The organism is Roseobacter sp. (assembly GCF_039970775.1).
In the GTDB taxonomy this organism is placed as follows: Bacteria; Pseudomonadota; Alphaproteobacteria; order Rhodobacterales; family Rhodobacteraceae; genus Roseobacter.
The window spans coordinates 27475-45476 of the sequence record NZ_JBDVLG010000017.1 but is presented as its reverse complement, the minus strand read 5'-3'; the positions used below and the strand labels follow the sequence as shown (position 1 = coordinate 45476).

The 18002-nt window shown below is 60.1% G+C and carries 18 protein-coding genes; 7 read left to right on the top strand and 11 right to left on the bottom strand.

The features are described 5' to 3' along the window. Positions 1-114: 114 nt before the first annotated feature. Positions 115-486 (top strand): ABC transporter substrate-binding protein, encoded by a 372-nt coding sequence (locus tag ABJH13_RS03210; RefSeq protein ID WP_348404799.1) that lies wholly within the window; start codon positions 115-117, stop codon positions 484-486. Positions 487-604: 118 nt separating this feature from the next. Here ABJH13_RS03210 and ABJH13_RS03205 read toward each other — a convergent pair whose 3' ends face one another. The 9 genes from ABJH13_RS03205 to ABJH13_RS03165 form a co-directional block, all read right to left on the bottom strand. Then, positions 605-937, bottom strand: coding sequence for a cupin domain-containing protein (locus tag ABJH13_RS03205; protein WP_348404774.1), 333 nt, complete (start codon positions 935-937; stop codon positions 605-607). Next, positions 930-1601, bottom strand: coding sequence for an isochorismatase family cysteine hydrolase (locus ABJH13_RS03200; RefSeq protein WP_348404773.1), 672 nt, complete (start codon positions 1599-1601; stop codon positions 930-932). The genes ABJH13_RS03205 and ABJH13_RS03200 overlap by 8 nt, the downstream gene beginning before the upstream one ends. Next, the gene (locus ABJH13_RS03195) at positions 1598-3094 is read right to left on the bottom strand and encodes an ABC transporter ATP-binding protein (RefSeq protein ID WP_348404772.1); all 1497 of its coding nucleotides are present in this window, start codon (positions 3092-3094) and stop codon (positions 1598-1600) included. Before ABJH13_RS03195 ends, ABJH13_RS03200 begins: the two co-directional genes overlap by 4 nt. Beyond that, complete coding sequence (locus ABJH13_RS03190; RefSeq protein ID WP_348404771.1) at positions 3091-3765, bottom strand: isochorismatase family cysteine hydrolase; 675 nt, start codon at positions 3763-3765, stop codon at positions 3091-3093. Before ABJH13_RS03190 ends, ABJH13_RS03195 begins: the two co-directional genes overlap by 4 nt. Beyond that, positions 3762-4775: a formamidase gene (locus ABJH13_RS03185; protein ID WP_348404770.1), complete on the bottom strand. Its 1014-nt coding sequence runs from the start codon at positions 4773-4775 to the stop codon at positions 3762-3764. Before ABJH13_RS03185 ends, ABJH13_RS03190 begins: the two co-directional genes overlap by 4 nt. A gap of 12 nt (positions 4776-4787) precedes the next feature. Beyond that, positions 4788-5711, bottom strand: a complete 924-nt coding sequence (locus tag ABJH13_RS03180) for an ABC transporter permease (protein ID WP_348404769.1) — start codon at positions 5709-5711, stop codon at positions 4788-4790. Then, positions 5711-6847, bottom strand: a complete 1137-nt coding sequence (locus ABJH13_RS03175; RefSeq protein WP_348404768.1) for an ABC transporter permease — start codon at positions 6845-6847, stop codon at positions 5711-5713. The genes ABJH13_RS03180 and ABJH13_RS03175 overlap by 1 nt, the downstream gene beginning before the upstream one ends. After that, entirely contained in the window at positions 6831-7946 is a 1116-nt protein-coding gene (locus ABJH13_RS03170; protein WP_348404767.1) for a BMP family ABC transporter substrate-binding protein, read from the bottom strand. The genes ABJH13_RS03175 and ABJH13_RS03170 overlap by 17 nt, the downstream gene beginning before the upstream one ends. Before the next feature lie 158 nt (positions 7947-8104). After that, positions 8105-9007: a LysR family transcriptional regulator gene (locus ABJH13_RS03165; protein WP_348404766.1), complete on the bottom strand. Its 903-nt coding sequence runs from the start codon at positions 9005-9007 to the stop codon at positions 8105-8107. Between the two features lie 136 nt (positions 9008-9143). Between ABJH13_RS03165 and ABJH13_RS03160 the strand changes: the two genes are divergently transcribed. Genes ABJH13_RS03160 through ABJH13_RS03135 form a run of 6 tightly spaced genes read left to right on the top strand, consistent with a single transcriptional unit; the run spans position 9144 to position 16591 of the window. After that, positions 9144-10751 (top strand): ABC transporter substrate-binding protein, encoded by a 1608-nt coding sequence (locus ABJH13_RS03160; RefSeq protein WP_348404765.1) that lies wholly within the window; start codon positions 9144-9146, stop codon positions 10749-10751. A gap of 3 nt (positions 10752-10754) precedes the next feature. Then, the gene (locus ABJH13_RS03155; RefSeq protein WP_348404764.1) at positions 10755-11789 is read left to right on the top strand and encodes an ABC transporter permease; all 1035 of its coding nucleotides are present in this window, start codon (positions 10755-10757) and stop codon (positions 11787-11789) included. Beyond that, positions 11786-12664, top strand: coding sequence for an ABC transporter permease (locus ABJH13_RS03150; RefSeq protein WP_348404763.1), 879 nt, complete (start codon positions 11786-11788; stop codon positions 12662-12664). Before ABJH13_RS03155 ends, ABJH13_RS03150 begins: the two co-directional genes overlap by 4 nt. A gap of 3 nt (positions 12665-12667) precedes the next feature. Next, positions 12668-14356, top strand: coding sequence for an ABC transporter ATP-binding protein (locus ABJH13_RS03145; RefSeq protein WP_348404762.1), 1689 nt, complete (start codon positions 12668-12670; stop codon positions 14354-14356). Then, complete coding sequence (gene atzF / locus ABJH13_RS03140) at positions 14316-16121, top strand: allophanate hydrolase (RefSeq protein ID WP_348404761.1); 1806 nt, start codon at positions 14316-14318, stop codon at positions 16119-16121. The genes ABJH13_RS03145 and atzF overlap by 41 nt, the downstream gene beginning before the upstream one ends. Beyond that, the gene (locus ABJH13_RS03135) at positions 16118-16591 is read left to right on the top strand and encodes a RidA family protein (RefSeq protein WP_348404760.1); all 474 of its coding nucleotides are present in this window, start codon (positions 16118-16120) and stop codon (positions 16589-16591) included. Before atzF ends, ABJH13_RS03135 begins: the two co-directional genes overlap by 4 nt. Here the strand turns inward: ABJH13_RS03135 and ABJH13_RS03130 are convergent. Together ABJH13_RS03130 and ABJH13_RS03125 are read right to left on the bottom strand one after the other, a co-directional pair. Beyond that, complete coding sequence (locus ABJH13_RS03130; protein WP_348404759.1) at positions 16588-17766, bottom strand: amidase; 1179 nt, start codon at positions 17764-17766, stop codon at positions 16588-16590. The two genes, ABJH13_RS03135 and ABJH13_RS03130, sit on opposite strands and share 4 nt — an antisense overlap. Then, positions 17759-17956, bottom strand: coding sequence for a hypothetical protein (locus tag ABJH13_RS03125; RefSeq protein WP_348404758.1), 198 nt, complete (start codon positions 17954-17956; stop codon positions 17759-17761). Before ABJH13_RS03125 ends, ABJH13_RS03130 begins: the two co-directional genes overlap by 8 nt. Positions 17957-18002 lie beyond the last annotated feature (46 nt).

Genomic DNA, 18002 nt, shown 5'->3' with positions numbered 1-18002 from the left:
GGCGTAGCTGCCGTAAGCGCGGCTGCTGCCTCCCGTCCCTTGCGTGCTAACGCAGCCACACCATTCACCACTCAGGCGGCATGGATCAATGACGCCGAATTCGCCAGCTAGTTCATTGGGATCGACGAAGTTTACCACGCCGAAGAAGGGCTCGACCTAACCTATCTTTCAGGTGGCCCCGGCGTGATCCCGGAAAGTACGATCATCGCAGACCGCGCCGATCTGGCTCTGACCACGCCCGACACCACGAGCACGGCGATTGAAGAACAGGGTGCAGCGTTCACGATCACCGGCGCGTCGTATCAGGCGAACCAGATCCTCGAGCCCAAGGATCTGATCGGCAAGACACTGGCCGTGCCGCCGGTCGACGTAATCACGGTCAACGGAATCGACCTGTCACGGGTCAATATCGTACCTTACCCTCGGCCGATCTTAGGGCATTATAAAATGACGAAAATGGGGATGGCGCCACCAGTCTATCATTAGCGCATCAAAACCCGGTCGGTGTGTTCGTCTCAAACGCGCATAGGCCGCGGTGTATGTGATCGGTCCAAACTGCATGACGCCGGGCCACGGTCCCGCACCATCGGTCGAACACGGCGGATCACTCAAGAATTTCGACGGGTCGTTCCCATTGGATCAAAACCACACAGCCCGTCTGGGACCACACGGAATGCGCGGTTCCTTCAGGGTTCAGAACAAACGCCCCTTGGGGGTATGTGCCCCGCTCGTCTGACTGCTCTCCGCTGAGCACAAGAATGGTTTCTAACCCAGTATGCCGGTGCAACGGGACCCGCGCGCCGGGCGCATAGCGCAACACCGCAACAGCAGGCGCGCCACGTTTTAAATAGTGAATGTCGACGCCCTCTCTGAACCGCTCAAACGGTAAATCCGCAAAACGACCTAACAGGCCAGGGATATGGTGGGGGTCAATCATGCCAAGCCTCCTTCAACTGTGCAAAATCCGCCGTCCAACCGACAATGGCACCTTGCGCGCGGATCATCGCCAAAGTTGCGGCTTTGAACTCGGGGAAATAGCTCTCGGTTGCATCTTCGATCAGCAGGCTGTCATAACCACGGTCATTGGCCTCACGCATGGTGGTTTGTACGCAAACCTCGGTGGTCACGCCCGCAAAGATCAGGTGTGTGACCCCCTTGCGCGCAAGATGATCAGACAGCGCTGTGGCGTAAAATGCACCTTTGCCGGGCTTGTCGATCACTAGCTCGCCCGCGATTGGGGCAAGGTCTGGGATGATATCGGCACCATCCTCGCCCGCCACCAAAATGCGCCCCATCGGGCCGTGATCGCCGATACGCAAACTGGGCGCACCCCGGTCGCGTTTGGCGCGCGGCAAATCGGACAGGTCGGGCCGGTGACATTCGCGGGTATGGATGACCTCAACCCCCTTGGCGCGGCACAACCCAAGCAAAGCGGCCGTCGTCGGCACGATGGCCTGCAACAATGAGACATCATTGCCCAAGGTTTCGCCAAACCCGCCCGGTTCGATGAAATCGCGCTGCATATCAATGACAATCAGCGCCGTCGTCTGCGGATCAAAATCAAACGCAAAAGGCCGCGCCGCGCCGATGTGAACGGTCATGCGTGCCCTCCCATATGGCGCCCGATGGCCGCGATATCAGCTTGCGCGGTAACTGCGTCATAGGTGATGGCACCGCCCGACATCACCACCACGCGGTCGGTCAATTCCATGATTTCATCAAGGTCCTCGGACAGGATCAAAACGGCAGCGCCCGCATTGCGCGCGTCCATAATACGTGTGCGAATTTCAGAAACGGCCGAAAAATCGAGCCCAAAGCACGGATTCGAGATCACCAATAGGTCCACCTGCCCCGACAATTCGCGCGCCAAAACCGCGCGTTGCACGTTGCCACCCGACAGCGCGTTGATCGGGGCGTCTATAGAGGTGGTTTTCACCTTGAACTGGCGCACAAGATCTGCAGCGCGGGCGCGCATTCGCCGCCCCGAAAGCCAGATATCACCATGCGTGTCAAAGCTGCGAAAGGCGATATTCTCACTGACCGACATGCGCGGGGCGCAGGCGTTCTGCAATGGTTCTTCGGGCAGAAACCGGATGTTGTGACGTTGCATCTCGGTGCGGTGCGCGGTGTAAGGCACGCCCTTGACGCGGATCTCACCGCTTTGACAGGGGCGTTGACCGGTCAGGATTTCCATCAGTTCCATCTGGCCGTTGCCCGAGATGCCCGCGACACCGACGATCTCGCCGGCATGGACAGTCAGGGCGTCGACGGTGATGTCTTTTAGCCCGGTCCGGTCGCGTGCGGTGATGCTGTCGAGTTCCAAAACAGGCGCACCGCGCGTGCCCGAACGAGGTGCCGGTTGCGCAAGCTGCGCGTCGCCCATCATAAGCGCGGCCATGTTTTCGTGGCTAAGGTCCGCGACTTTTCCGCCCCCCACCAGTTTGCCGCGCCGCAGGACAGACACCGTATCGGCATAGGCGGTCACCTCGCGAAACTTATGGGTGATCATCAGCACCGAAATCACCCCATCGCGGCACAACGCGCGCACATGGCTCAGCACCTCATCTGCTTCATCTGGCGTTAACACCGACGTTGGTTCATCCAAGATCAAAAATCGTCGTCCCAGATAGAGCTGTTTGAGGATTTCGAGCTTTTGTTTCTCGCCCGCGGCCAATGCGTGCACAGGTTGGTCAAGCGGCACCTGAAACGGCATTTGGTCCATGAAGGCCTGCAATTCGGCGCGTTCTGCCCGCCAGTCGATCACCTGCGGTGCGTCTTCGCGGCTGATGACGAGGTTCTCGGCCACGCTCAATGACGGCACCAAGGTGAAATGTTGATACACCATCCCCAGCCCCAGCGCATGCGCCGCTTTGGGGTCAGTGATGCGCGCCTCGCGCCTGTCCACCAACATCTCGCCAGAGGTCGCGCGGTAAAACCCCATCATGCATTTCACCAACGTCGATTTGCCCGCGCCATTCTCGCCCAAAAGCGCATGGAAACTGCCCGGCGCGATCTTGATCGAACAGTCGTCCAGCGCGGTAAACCCGCCAAACTGCATCGTCATGTGCAAGGTCTCGACGCCGATGGCTTTCATGGCAACTGATCCAACACCGTCGCGCTGTCACTGACCGCACCAAAGACACCGCCCTGCATGGTCACCATTTTCAGCGCCGCGTCATGGTTGCCCTTGTCCGTCGCCCCGCAACAATCAGACAGCACCAGACATTCAAAGCCCCGGTCGTTGCCTTCGCGCATGGTGGTCGACACGCAAACATCGGTGGTGATGCCCGTCAGGATGATGTTTTCAATGCCGCGCGTCCGCAGGATCATCTCCAGATCGGTGGCGTAAAAGCTGCCCTTGCCCGGTTTGTCGATGATCGGCTCACCTGCGATGGGGGAAAGGTCTGGGATGATGTCCCACCCCGGCTCGCCGCGCACCAAAATCTTGCCGCACGGGCCCGCATCACCAATGCCCGCCCCGATTTGTTGGCTACGCCAGCGTTTGTTGGCAGGCAAATCTGCCAGATCAGCGCGGTGCCCTTCGCGGGTGTGGATGATGTGGTAACCCTTGGCGCGCATCACCGCCAGCACCGATTTGATCGGTTCAATCGGGGCCTGCGTCATCGACAGATCATACCCCATTTTGTCGACATACCCGCCGACACCGCAGAAATCTGTCTGCATGTCGATGATCATCAACGCGGTGTTTTCAGGGCGCAAATCACCGTTATAGGGCCACGCGTAGGGGTCGGCTTGCAGGGTCATTCGGCGGCGTCCTTTTGCGGGGAGAACAGACGTGTGGGTTCGGGAAACCCGAAATCGGTGCCGTCGGTTGTCTTGACGTCGTCCTCCCACGGCAGGCGGTATTGCCCCGCCGCCAAATCGGTCATGTAGGTATAGGGGCAATCCTGCGCGCCGCCCTTGACGGCCACATACCCGCGGTGCCCGAACTGATAGATATTGTTTTCCACCCCCCAATGCGCACGCGCCTCGCGCACCAGATCAGGGCGCACCTCGGCGGTGATGATCTCATCGACACGGCCCGACGTACCATGGGCGATGATCGAGCCATCAAAGTTGCACACCATGCCTTCGCCCATGCTGTCGAACGTGCCGTCACTGCCACACATGCACACATTGGCGGTGACCATCAGATTACAGAACGCGTTGGATTGGTTGGTAAATTTCCAACTGTCGCGGATGGGCGCGGTGTAGCCTGCCGTGCGCAGCATGATCTCTGCACCCTTATAGGCGGCCTCGCGTGACATTTCAGGGAACATGCCGTCATGGCAGATGATCAACGACAGTTTGCAGCCCTTCGGCCCATCGATCACAGGGATACCCCCGTCGCCCGGCTCCCAGGGTTCGACCGGGACCCACGGGTGCATTTTGCGGTAGTACAATTGTACCTCGCCCAGGTTGTCGATGATCAGACCAACGTTATAAGGCATGCCACCGGGGTTGGCCTCCATGATGGAAAAACAGCCCCAGATGTCATTGTCGATACAGGCCTGCTTAAAGGCGGCAACCTCGGGGCCATCCATCGTGCACATGATGTCAGGGTTGATATCCATCGACAGCCCATGCAGCGCGTATTCGGGAAACACGACCAGATCCATCGTGCCCATATTGCGCCGCGCCTTTGCGGTCATATCCACAATACGTGCGGTTTGGGCGGCCAGATCGGTGGGCGTTACGACCACCGGCAATTTCAGTTGCACCAACCCAATCACCACGCCGTTTGGCGATTTGTTCAGACCTCCAAGTCCGTTCATAGCTGCGTCTCCTTATTTGGTTATGCTCAACTCGCCCGGCGCGCCGGTCATGGCGCGGTTGGGCGAGGAGGTTGCGATCAAAACACCCAGCGTCAGCATGTAGGGTGCCGCGAAAAACAAGTAGTAGCCCTCGGATATCCCGACCGACTGCAACACCGGACCAAGCGCCCCCGCCCCCCCAAAAAGCAACGCCGCGCCAAAACACGCCAGCGGGTTCCACCGGGCAAAAATGACCAAAGCGACAGCCATCAAGCCCTGGCCCGATGAGATGCCTTCGTTCCAGCTGCCGGGATAATAAAGCGACAGATAGGCGCCGCCCACGCCAGCAAAGGCGCCACCCACCGCCGTGGCACAGGTGCGAATGACCGCCGGATGCAGCCCCATCGCGCGGGCCGCATCGGTGCTGTCGCCGACAACACGCAGGGTCAGGCCGATCTTGGTTGCGCGCAACATCCACCATAACACCACCGCCAAGGCCGCGCCGATCAGAAACAGCACGTTCACCTCTAGCGCGGCGCGGATTTGCGGCACGTCAGACCACCAGCCAAAGGGGATCGCGGGCAAATCGGGGGCAACGGGTTGTACGTAAGGTTTGCCGAAGTAGAACGCCAACCCCATGCCAAGGATCATCATCGCGATGCCCACCGCGATGTCATTCACTTTTGGCAAAGAACAAATCAGCCCGTGCACGCATCCAAACACAGCGCCGCATATGGCCGCCGCCAACACCCCAAGCCAGGGCGAACCGGTCAGATATGCCAGCGCGTACCCCGACATCGCCCCAAAGACGAGCGTCCCTTCCAACCCCAGATTGATCCGGCCGGAGCGTTCTGTCAGCGCCTCGCCGAGGCTGACAAACAAAAACGGGGTCGATACCCGGATCGCACCGCCAAGGATGGCCAGCGGGATGATCCAATAGCCCAGATCAGTGTCCATCAGGCGGATCTCCAGCGTTCAGGGGTGAATATTTTGAACCGCCCATACAGGGTTTCTGACATCAAGATCGCCATGAAAACAAAACCCTGCAAGACCAATACCGTTGCATCCGGCAAATCCATACGGCGTTGCACCAGCCCCGACGAGGCCTCAAACCCCGCCAGTAAGATCGCCACGGGGATGATCGCCAGGGGATTATGCCGGGCAAGAAATGCGATCAGGATGCCGGTGTAACCATACCCCGTCGCGAGGCTGGCATTGGCAGATCCATGCACCGCGGCGACCTCAAAGAACCCCGCCAGCCCGGCAAACGCGCCCCCCAGCGCGGTGAACCCCAAGATCAGTTTGCCCACAGGCAAACCCTGCACTTGCGCCGCGCGCAGATTGCCGCCTGCAATGCGCGCGGCAAACCCCCATGTGGTTTTGTCAATCAACACCCACGCCAAGACACATGCGACGACGCCAAACACCAGCCCCCAATGCACGTCCCAGCCGGGGATAGTGCCGACCTTGAACGCGTCTATCAAAGGCGCGGTTGAGGGTTTGTTCAGGCTGGCCGGGTCGCGCAGCGGCCCTTCGACGAGGTGGTTCATCACTGCAATCGCGATATACGCCATGAGCAGGCTCGCGATGGTCTCGTTGACACCGCGGTAGTACCGCAGCGCCCCGACCATCCCGATCCAAAGCGCGCCAATCGCCATCGCAACACCCAGCATGACAGGCAGTGCGATCAACGCAGGCGCGCCGCCAAGCACCGCGCCGGTAAACCCCGCGCCGACGCCGCCCAACACAATCGCGCCTTCGCCCCCGATCACCACCAGACCCAACCTTGCGGGCAAAGCCACGCACAGGGCCGCCAGCAACAAGGGTGCTGCGCGCGACAGAGTGTTTTCCCATGAAAACACGGTGCCGAACCCCGCCCGGTAAACCAGCGCATAGAAATCCGACGGGGATTTGCCCTGCACGAGCAAAAACAGGCTGAACACCGCAAACCCCGCCAGCAACGCGCCGACAGGCAGCACGATCATCTCGGCTCGGCGCGCCACCCCCGCCGGGCCAAACGGCAACCCGGCGTAAGTGGGAGTTTCAGAGGGTGAAGACACCGACATCAAACGACGATCAAGAGGTCGATCCAATCACGCCTTCGACCAGATAGTCCATGCTTTCCAAGGCGATATCGTCTTCGGCAAAGCCCTCGCCAGCGGCGGCAATAACCTTGCCGGTGTTGTCCTTCAACGGGCCCTTGATGGCGGCAAACCCGCCTGCCATGATCTCGGCCTTTGTGGCCTCGAACTGGGCGCGGGCGGCGTCTGACACGGCCGTCCCAAGTGGTGACATCTTGATGAACCCATCCGCCAAACCACCACGCACAAAGTTATCGATTGTGCCGCCGTCCAGCACGGTTTGCACCATGCCTGTGTAAACGCCCGCCCAGTTCCATTCGGCACCGGTCAGGTATTTTTCGGGGGCCAGTGGCGACTGGTTGGCATGGTAGCCACACACAAAACAGTCGCGCCCGGCGGCTGTTTCCATCACCACCTTGGGCCCATCCACGTGGCAGGTGATCACATCGCACCCGGCATCAGCCAGCGCGTTGGTGGCTTCGGCCTCTTTGACCGCAAGCGACCATTCGCCGGTGAAGATAACCTGACAGGTGATTTCAGGGTCGACCTGACGCGCACCCAGCAAGAACGAGTTGATATTGAGCAATACCTGCGGGATCGGCTTGGCCGCGACGAACCCGATTTTCTTGGTTTTGGTCGCGTGGCCTGCGGTGATGCCGTTCAGGTACTGGCCCATGCCGATGTAGCCAAAGTAAGATCCAACATTGGTGGGCATCCCAGCCGTCCAAAGCCCCGCTGCGTGTTGGAACCGGACATCGGGGTGTTTCGGTGCGACCTCAAGCACATGCGGGTCGAAATACCCAAAAGACGTGGGGAACAGCAGCTTGGCTTCGTCGAAGTTGATCATCGATTCCATCGACTTTTGCACGTCGATTGTTTCGGCAACATTCTCTTCTTCGACAACAACAACGCCCTCCATCGCTTTCACCGCGGCGGCACCTTCTGCATGAGCCTGATTATAGCCAAAATCATCCTTTGGTCCGACATAGATGAACCCAACCGTCAAAGGGCCACCCGTGCTTGCATAGCCAAACTGCGGCAAGGTTGCTGCACTGGCGACGGCTGCGGTGCCTTTGAGAAATCCGCGACGAGATAGGGATGAAAACGACATGGGTGATGCTCCTTGATAGCACGATAGATGTTGCCCACGTGCGCAGGGATTGCATGCGCGGGCTTGGTCAACGAGTAGAAGTGACGCAAAGCAGCGATGTTGTCTTCTGCTAATAATTCACCGTTGCGATGCAAAAAACGCATCACTATCCCCGCTACCTATTGCGCGGCAAGCGTCTCAAGCGCTGCAACCAACTGCTGACCGAACTTCGCAGAGGCAACCGGCAAGGCCCGCCCTTTCATCTGCCCCAACAAAAGCTGACCGGGGCGGACATCGCGTTCGGCCAAAGGTCTGTGCCCAAAACCGGCGTCTGCGGCGGGTTTAAGGCCAATGGGAATTTGGAAACCCACCGCGTTTTCCTGCGTCACGTAGTGGCGGATCAGATCAAAGGATTCCGTTTCGATGGTCGGTGTCAGTGTGCGCCCGATCGCCGTGGCCGCGTGTTCCAGCAAGTTGCGTACACCGTAAGCGGCGGTGGGCAAAACCAAGCGGTGGTTCAGACAATCCCGTAGGCGCAGGGTCAGGGTATCACCCAGCGGGCTGCCGGCTGGGTAGACCGCATGCACCCGCTGCGGCAGCGCATAAAGCACGTCGAATTCGACCAGATGCACAGGCTCAAGCACCAATGCCAAGTCACTGCTATACGACGCCAAATCCCGTTCTGCTTGCGCGCGATCCCGCACATTGATCGAAAACGTAACACCGGGGTGACTGGCCCGGTAGATCGCGATTTGTTCGGGCAGAAAATAGGGCAGCAGAGCCTGGGAGCACGCAATAGAAATATGCCCGCGCCGTTCACCTGATAGATCAGCCACTTGGCTTTGCACGCGCGCCAGATCGGTGCGTTGCAACCGGATGTGCTGCATCAGCAACTCGCCCGCCGGGTTCAGCCGCATGCCGCGCGGCAAGCGTTCAAAGATTGGCCAGCCGAATTCCTGTTCGAACCCTTGTATGCGCCGGTTCAACGCAGAGGCTGTCAAATTCGTGTCCTCCGCAGCTTTGCGGATCGATCCCGCGCGCACAACGGCCTCGATCAGCTCAAAGGTCCGTAAGTATCTCATGTGTATCCCATTCAGCCGAGTGATGCGTTTTTTGCACCGATTGTATTCTTTTATAGCATTAGAAGTGAACGCTGTTCCATCGCATCATCTGCCCGAATGCGAGTCGCTCGACGCGCCAATAACAGTGAGGGGTCACATGGCTGATCAAACTACCAGACGTAATTTCATAAAAATGGGCGCTGCCGGTGCCTCAATGTTGCCCTTTTTGCGTGCGCTTCCCGCATCAGCCCAAAGTAACGACACGCTTGTGGTCGTAACCGGTGCCACGATCAACAGCCTAGATTTGCACCGCACCGGCACCAGCCGCGCGTCTTATCAAGTGGGGATCAACTGCTATGACCGCCTGCTGACATTCGGGACCAAAGAGGTGCCGGGCAACGGGCTGTCCTACGACTACACGTCCGTAGAACCCGAACTGGCCGAAAGCTGGGACGTCTCTGACGATGGCATGACCCTGACCTTCAAGCTCAAACCCAACGCGACCTTCTGGGATGGCCGCAAGGTGACAGCGGCAGATGTGAAATGGTCCTTTGACCGCGCCGTGTCTGTGGGCGGGTTCCCAACGGTGCAAATGAAAGCGGGCGGGTTAGAGCGGCCCGAGCAATTTGTGGCCGTCGATGATGAGACATTTGTAATTAACCTAGACCGCCCATCGAAATTGACCATCCCCGATTTGGCTGTGCCCATCCCCTACATCATCAACGCGGTTGAGGCACAGGCGCATGCGACCGAAGACGACCCTTGGGCGTTGGAATACCTGCACACCACGCCTGCGGGGTCAGGGGCCTACAAAGTGGCGCGCTGGAACCCCGGCGAACAGCTGGTCTATGAGCGCAACGACGATTGGGTCGGCGGCCCCCTGCCCGCCGCCAAACGCGTGGTGATCCGCGAAGTGCCCAGCCCCGCCACACGGCGCGCATTGATTGAGCGCGGCGACGTGCAAGTGGCGTTCAACATCCCCGACAAAGATGCGGCCGAACTGGCAGACAAGGTCGATGTGTTCTCGACCCCGGTGGAAAACTGCATTCATTGCCTGTGCCCGAACTTCTCGTTCGAGCCTTTCCAAGACCCCGATGTGCGCAAGGCGATCGCCTATGCGGTCCCATACGAAGACATCTTTCAGGCCGCAGCCTTTGGGCGGGGTCTGCCCCTGTGGGGCGGGTCCGAAGAGATCACCGACACCGCGTGGCCGCGCAAGACCCAATATAGCACCGATCTGGAAAAGGCCAAAGAACACATGGCCAAATCCGCCCACGCAGACGGTTTCGATGTGCCGCTGTCCATCAGTCTCGATCTGGCGTCGTGGATGGAACCGACAGCGTTGCTGGTGCAAGAAGCACTGGGTAAAATCGGCATCAACGTCACCATCGAAAAGATCCCAGGGGCCAATTGGCGCACGGCTGTGTTGGTCGAAAAACGTCTGCCGTTGCACCTTGAAAACTTTGGCGGTTGGCTGAACACACCAGATTATTACTTTTTCTGGGCCTACAAGGACGGGCACCTGTTCAACTCCTCGAACTACCGCAACGAAGAGATCGAAACACTGGTGGATGACACGCTGCATATGCCTATCGACGACCCCGCATACGCGCCTAAAATCCAGCGCATGTTCGAGATCGCACTAAACGAATTGCCACGTATTCCATTGTATCAACCGGCGCTGAACGTGGCGGCCAATGGGGCGGAGGGCTACGAATTCTGGTTCCACCGCCAGCTGGACGCCCGCGTCTTGAGCGCCGTCTAAGCCATGCGGCACAGCTCCCCCCGGCTGCGCGCGACGATGTTGCGTCTGGCACAGGCCCTTCCAGTGGTCATCGGCGTCGTGGTGATCAGCTTTTTGCTGACCCGCGCGCTGCCGGGGGACCCTGCGGTGTATTTCGCAGGCGTCGCCGCCGATGCCACATCCATTGAAGAAACGCGCGTGGCGATGGGGTTGGACAAACCCCTGCCCGTGCAGTTCATTCAGTACGTTGGCGATCTCATGCGCGGCGATCTGGGGCAATCATTGTCGAGCGGGCGGCCTGTGGCCGTTGATTTGGCAAACCGCCTGCCCGCCTCGTTGGAATTGACGCTGACGGCGCTGGTCCTTGCGGTGGGCATTGCCGTCCCATTGGGCGTTTTAGCGGCCACGCGACCGGGCACATGGGTCGATCACCTGTGCCGTATCGTCGTGACGGCGGGGGTGTCATTGCCCACATTCTTTACCGGCATCTTATTGATCTACATCTTCTATTACCTCCTGGGCATCGCGCCCTCGCCACTCGGGCGGCTCGATTTTATCTATCTGTCACCAGACCATGTGACGGGGTTTTACCTGATTGATGCGGCCCTCATGGGCGATTGGGAAACATGGCGCGGCGCGGCCAAACAACTTGTGTTGCCCGCCACCACATTGGCCTTATTCACGCTGGCCCCGATCGCACGTATGACCCGCGCCGCGATGCTGATCGCGCTGTCGTCAGATTTTATCCGCACCGCCAAAGCTGCGGGACTTTCCAACAGCGCGGTGCTTTACCGATACGCATTGCGCAATGCGCTGCTGCCGGTGGTGACGACACTGGGCATGGTGTTTTCCTTCGCTCTTGGCGCCAATGTTCTGGTAGAAAAGGTCTTTGCCTGGCCCGGCATCGGGTCTTATGCCGTCGAAGCATTGGTGGTGTCGGACTATGCAGCGGTACAGGGGTTTGTGTTGGCCATGGCGCTGCTTTTTGTGGCGCTCAACCTCGTGATCGACCTGCTGTATACGGCCATCGACCCGCGCATCGGGTTTGACGCACAATGACCGATACCCCCCCCGCCACCCTGCCACATCAAAAGGGCACCTTAGACCACGTGATCTATGTGCTGCGCGCCAATCCCGTTACGTTGATTGCCTTTACGATGTTCGCCCTTCTCATCGTGTCGGCGATCATTGGCCCCGCGCTGGTCCCTTATGACCCGCTGGCCACAAATGCCAGCAACGCCCTGCAACCCCCGTCATGGGCCCATTGGTTCGGCACCGATCAAGTCGGGCGCGACGTGTTCAGCCGGGTGATCGTGGCGACACGGCTCGATCTGACGATCTCTGTGGCGGCGGTCGCGATTTCGTTTGTGATAGGCTCGGTGCTGGGCTGCATCGCCGGGTATTGGGGCGGCTGGCCCGATATCATCCTCAACCGGTTTCTCGACACCATCATGGCGTTTCCCCTGTTTGTATTGGCAATGGGCATCGTTGCGGCCTTGGGCAACACGGTCGAAAACATCATCTACGCCACAGCCATCATCAATATGCCGTTTTACGCGCGCCTTGTGCGGGCCGAAGTCAATATCCGCCGCGATGCGGGTTTTGTGCGCGCGGCGAAACTTGCAGGCAGCTCTGACATCCGGGTGCTGGCGACGCAGATTTTCCCCAACGCGCTACCGCCCATGATGGTGCAGGTGTCGCTGAACCTGGGCTGGGCGATCCTGAACGCCGCTGGTTTGTCGTTTATCGGGCTAGGGGTCAGCCCACCCACTGCCGAATGGGGCATTATGGTGGCTGAAGGCGCGAATTTTATCGTCTCGGGCGAATGGTGGCTGGCGGTTTTTCCGGGCCTGTGGCTGATGTTTGCGGTCTTTACGTTTAATCTGCTGGGCGACGGTCTACGTGACATTGTCGACCCGCGCAAAAGGACCTGAGCAATGCTAAGTGTCAAAGACCTAAGCGTCGCGTTTCAGACCAGACGCGGTGCCGTTGAGGCGGTGCGTGGCATCAGTTTTGACGTCGCCAAGGGCGAAATTCTGGGCATCGTGGGCGAAAGCGGCTCGGGCAAATCGGTCACATCCTACGCGTTGATGCGCATTCTGGATGCGGGCGGCGTGATCAAGGCGGGCGCGGCCACCTATTCCGGCATTGATCTGCGACATGTCGCAGAACGCGACATGCGTGACATCCGGGGCCGAGAGATTTCGATGATCTTTCAAAACCCGCGCGCGGCGTTGAACCCAATCCGCAAGGTCGGTCACCAGATCGAAGACGTACTGCGCCAACACGCCCGCGCCACCCGCTATGACGCCCGCGAGAAGGCCATTTTGGCCATGCAGGCCGTCAAGATCAACGACGCCGAGGCCCGCTATGACGCCTACCCGTTTGAGCTGTCAGGTGGCATGTGTCAGCGCATCGTCTGTGCGATCGCGCTGGCCTGTGACCCGCGGTTGCTGATTGCGGACGAACCCACCACCGGCCTTGATATTACCACGCAAAAGGCGGTCATGGATCTGGTGCGCGACCTGATCCGTGAACGCAATATGAGCAGTATCCTGATCACCCATGATCTGGGCTTGGCCGCGCAATATTGCGACCGGTTGCTGGTGATGAAGGACGGGCAGATCATCGAACAAGGCGACCCTGTCCAGATTTTCAAACACCCCACGCACCCTTATAGCCGCAAGTTGGTCGATGCGACCCCGCGCGCAGGCGCATCTGTGCGCGACCTGCTGCCAGCCGAAACCCGCGCGCCGGCGCCGCAGATCGTGGCCTCTGATGTGCCGTTGGTTCAGGTGCGCGATCTGGTGAAAACATACGCGGGCAAATCCGGGCCAGTGCATGCGGTCAAAGGTATTTCTTTCACGGTGAACAAGGGCCAATGCGTCGGGTTGGTCGGCGAAAGCGGCTGCGGCAAATCCACGACCTCGGAAATGCTGGTGCGGTTGATGGATGCAACCTCCGGGCAGATCATATTCGACGGCAAAGACATCGCCAAAACGCCAGCGCGCGGGTTTGCCACTGACCCAAGGCGCGCTGACATTCAGATGGTTTTTCAGGACGCCACCGACAGTCTCAACCCGCGTCACACGTCACGGCAAGCCATCGCAGAACCCCTGCGGCGTCTAGGCAAAATGCATGGGGCGGCGTTGCAGACGCGCATCGAAGAATTGGCCGGGCTGGTCGGGTTGCCGCTGTCCTTGCTGGACCGGTTTCCGCACCAACTGTCGGGCGGGCAAAAGGCACGGGTCGGCATTGCGCGTGCCGTTGCATTGAACCCAAAGTTTCTGATCCTCGATGAACCCACCGCCGCGTTGGACGTATCCATTCAGGCGGTTGTGTTGAATTTGCTGGTGGACCTGCGCGCCAAACTTGGCCTGAGCTATCTGTTTGTCAGCCACGACCTGCATGTTGTGCGACTGCTGTGCGACCACGTGATCGTCATGAAAGACGGCGAGATCGTCGAAGAAGGCCCCGCCCCTGCGGTGATGTCCGCCCCCCAAAACCCCTACACACAATCGCTGCTTGCCGCCGCGCCAAAACCACCGGACCGGCTCATATCTACAGATCAATTGGAGACACCCGATGCTCAGCACCCTGCCCTTCACGATAAACGCGCTTCGTGAGGCCTATGCCGCAGGCACCCGCCCCGAGGATATCATAAACGAGATATTCACCCGGCTTGATGCTGTGGGTGACCCCGGAATTTTCATTCACCTGCGCGGGCACGAAGACCTGCTGGCCGAAGCACGCGCCCTAGGCCCCTACGACCCCGCGCTGCCGCTGTGGGGCATACCCTTTGCCGCCAAGGACAACATTGATGTGGCAGGGGTCGAAACAACCGCGGGCTGCCCGGCATATGCCTACACCCCAGACACAGACGCCTTTGTGATCGCGCAATTGCGGGCGGCGGGCGCTTTGATGATCGGCAAGGCAAACCTCGACCAATTCGCAACGGGCCTTGTGGGCATCCGTACCCCCTATGGTGCACCGCTCAATGCAGTCGATCCAACGATCGTGCCGGGGGGGTCGTCCGGCGGGTCGGCGGTGATTGTGGGGCACGGGATCGTGTCGTTTTCGCTGGGCACAGACACTGCGGGGTCCGGGCGCGTCCCGGCGGCGTTAAACAATATCGTGGGGCTAAAACCAACGTTGGGCGCGCTGTCAGCCAGCGGGGTCGTGCCCGCCTGCCGCACATTAGACACCGTGTCTATCTTTGCTCTGACGGTCGATGACGCCTATGCCGCCTTTGCCGTGGCGCGCGGGTATGATGCGGCAGATGCATATTCCAAACCGCTCGCGCATCAAAACATGACCCAACCGGCGGCGTCGTTGCGCATAGGGATCCCCGATGCAAAATCCATCGAGTTCTTTGGCGACACCGTGCAACAGGCCGCGTTTGAGCGTGATGTTGCGGCGCTACAGGCACGCGGTGCGGTGATCGAACCCATTGATTTCGAACCGCTCTACGCCATTGCGCGCATGCTGTACGAAGGTGCATGGGTGGCCGAACGTTACACCGTGATCGCAGACCTGCTGGCCCGCACCCCAGACGCCCTGCACCCCGTCACCCGCCAGATCATCACCCACGCCGAAAGCATGTCTGCCGCAGATGCCTTCACCGGTATCTACCGGTTGGCCGAACTGAAACGCGCAGCAGAACCGATGTTGGCCGGCCTCGATATGCTGTGCGTCCCCACAGTGCCGACATTTTATTCTGTGGCCGACCTAGAGGCCGACCCGGTCACACCGAATTCCAACAACGGCACCTATACCAATTTCGTCAACCTGTTGGATATGTGCGGCATTGCGGTGCCAACAGCGCCACGCACCGACGGACGGCCCGGCAGTGTCACCGTGCTGGCCTGCGCGGGCCAAGACGCGTTGGTGGCGAGTGTTGCACGCGGGTTTGAACACGATTGTCAGCGTATGATGGGCGCCACGTCCCATCCCATTGCCCCCCCCGCGCCTTTGCCTACAGCCCAGCCTGACACCATCGAAATCGCTGTGTGCGGCGCGCATATGGCGGGCCTGCCACTCAATTGGCAGCTCACTGATTTGGGCGGGGTGTTTGCGCGCAAGACGCAGACGACGTCCGATTATAGGTTTTACGCCCTCGCGGGTGGCCCACCTGCGCGCCCCGGTCTGGTCAAAGCCCCCGGCGCGCAGGCCGGGTCGGTCGCGCTCGAAATCTGGCGCCTGCCCAAAGCGGCCTTTGGGCATTTCGTGGCGGGCATTCCTGCGCCGCTGGGGATCGGCACGGTTGATCTGTCGGACGGCACAGGTGTCAAAGGGTTTGTGTGCGAACACGCCGGGCTGGACGGTGCAACAGACATCACACCGCTTGCGGACTGGCGCGCGTTTTTGGCGCAGCAAAGTGTGCAGGCATGACCTCGCAGGTTGAACAACGCCTGACCGCCATGGGCCTTGTGCTACCCCCCGATTGGACCCCGCGCGGGCAGTTTTTGCCGTACCGCCGGGATGCGCAGACCGTCTATCTGTCAGGCCAGATTTGCGAATGGGACGGCTCGGTCACCCACACCGGACCCGTCGCAGACACGCCCGAAGGCCTCAAGGCCGCGCATAAAGCCGCCCAGATCTGCGCGCTGAACCTGCTCTACCGATTGCGCACGGCCTGCGACGGTGATCTCGACCAGGTCGATGTAATTTTGCGCCTCGGAGGCTTTGTGAATTGTACGTCTGGCTTTGGCCAAAGCCCGGCAGTGATCAATGGCGCAACCGAGCTGTTTGTCGCGCTGTTTGGCGAAAACGGATGGCATGCGCGCACCGCTGTGGGCGTGTCTGGCCTGCCGGGAAATGCCTCTGTCGAGGTCGATGCAGTTGTCAGGTTAAAGGCCTAGCGGGGCGTTTGTGGCGCAGGGACCAAAGGGGCGTGTTGCTCTAGGTACGCCGCAGCCGAAAGCACCCGCGCATCTTGCCCCGGATGCGCTGCCAACATGACCGACCGGGGTCGCGACAACGCATCGACGCCCCAAGGCACGCACACCAAAGGCCCGCCAAATACTGTCCATGAGGTCAGCCAATCTTGAAATCCGGTTGTGTCATCTAACAATGGCGCGCCCTCGGGGACCGGCAAGGTCAAGATCAAATCGGTGTCTGCCATGTTGTCCCAAAACGCGGCGCATGCGCCCGTCAAAAGACCCCGTGCCTGACGCAACGCGGCGGGTGAAACGGCGCGACCGGCCTCTAGCCCCATGCGGAATTTCGGTTTCAACATCTGGGCGGTGTCGCCGTCCAACATGGCATGATGGGTTGCAAATGCCTCGGCGCACATGACGGTACGGTGGGCGTCGACGACCCGCCCTACATCTGCCACAAGATCGCATACCGTTAGAGACACTACACAGCTTAGGCTGTCTTGTGCAGCTCTCATTGCCTGCATCCAATCTGGTGCGACCTCAACCTGTGTGTCCCAGAGCCCGCAAACGACGTTTGCCCCCCGTAAATCGCCCGTTTGGGCGGGCGGCGCGATCACGTCGAACGCGCGCCGGGCCAAGCCGACAGTGCGCGCGATGATCCCCACCGTGTCAAAGCTGCGCGCCAGCGGCGTCACACCATCTAACGGCAACAGGCCCGCACTTGGTTTGAAACCAACCGCCCCGCAATACGCCGCCGGGCGAATCAACGACCCCGCAGTTTGTGTCCCCAGTGCGATGTCCACGATGCCCGCCCCAACCGCCGCACCAGAGCCGCTGCTGGATCCGCCGGGGGAGCGCGCCAAAACATGCGGATTGCGGCAAGGCGTTGGGTCGGTGAAGGCGAATTCCGTCGTGGTGGTTTTGCCCACAATCCGCGCGCCCGCATCGCGCAGACGCCGAACAACGGTCGCGTCACAGTCAGCGGCCAACGCATCAGCGTAGGTCAAGCTGCCGTTCTTTGTGGGCAAACCGGCAACATCTATGATGTCTTTGACGCCCACCGAAACGTCCCCCAAAGGGCCCGCCTGCGCGGGTGCGTCAGACACTGCGACAAAGGCATGAATGTGCCTGTCCCAGACCTCAAACATGTCAGTCATTGAGCGACACGCAGGGGTCTGGCGCGTGACACCGTAAAGTCAAACAACAAAGGCGGCTGGCCCAAAACGGCGCGCAGAGGGTTTGGACCTGCTGTTCCCGGCGCAGCCAGGGCTGTTCAATCTTGGGGGTGCCTGCAACCGCGGCCCGCACCACGTCGCGATCCCCCCGTGGCCCTTTGCCGTCCGTCATATACCGCTCCTTTTTGTGTAGGATGATATGGCGCACCGGTCTGGGC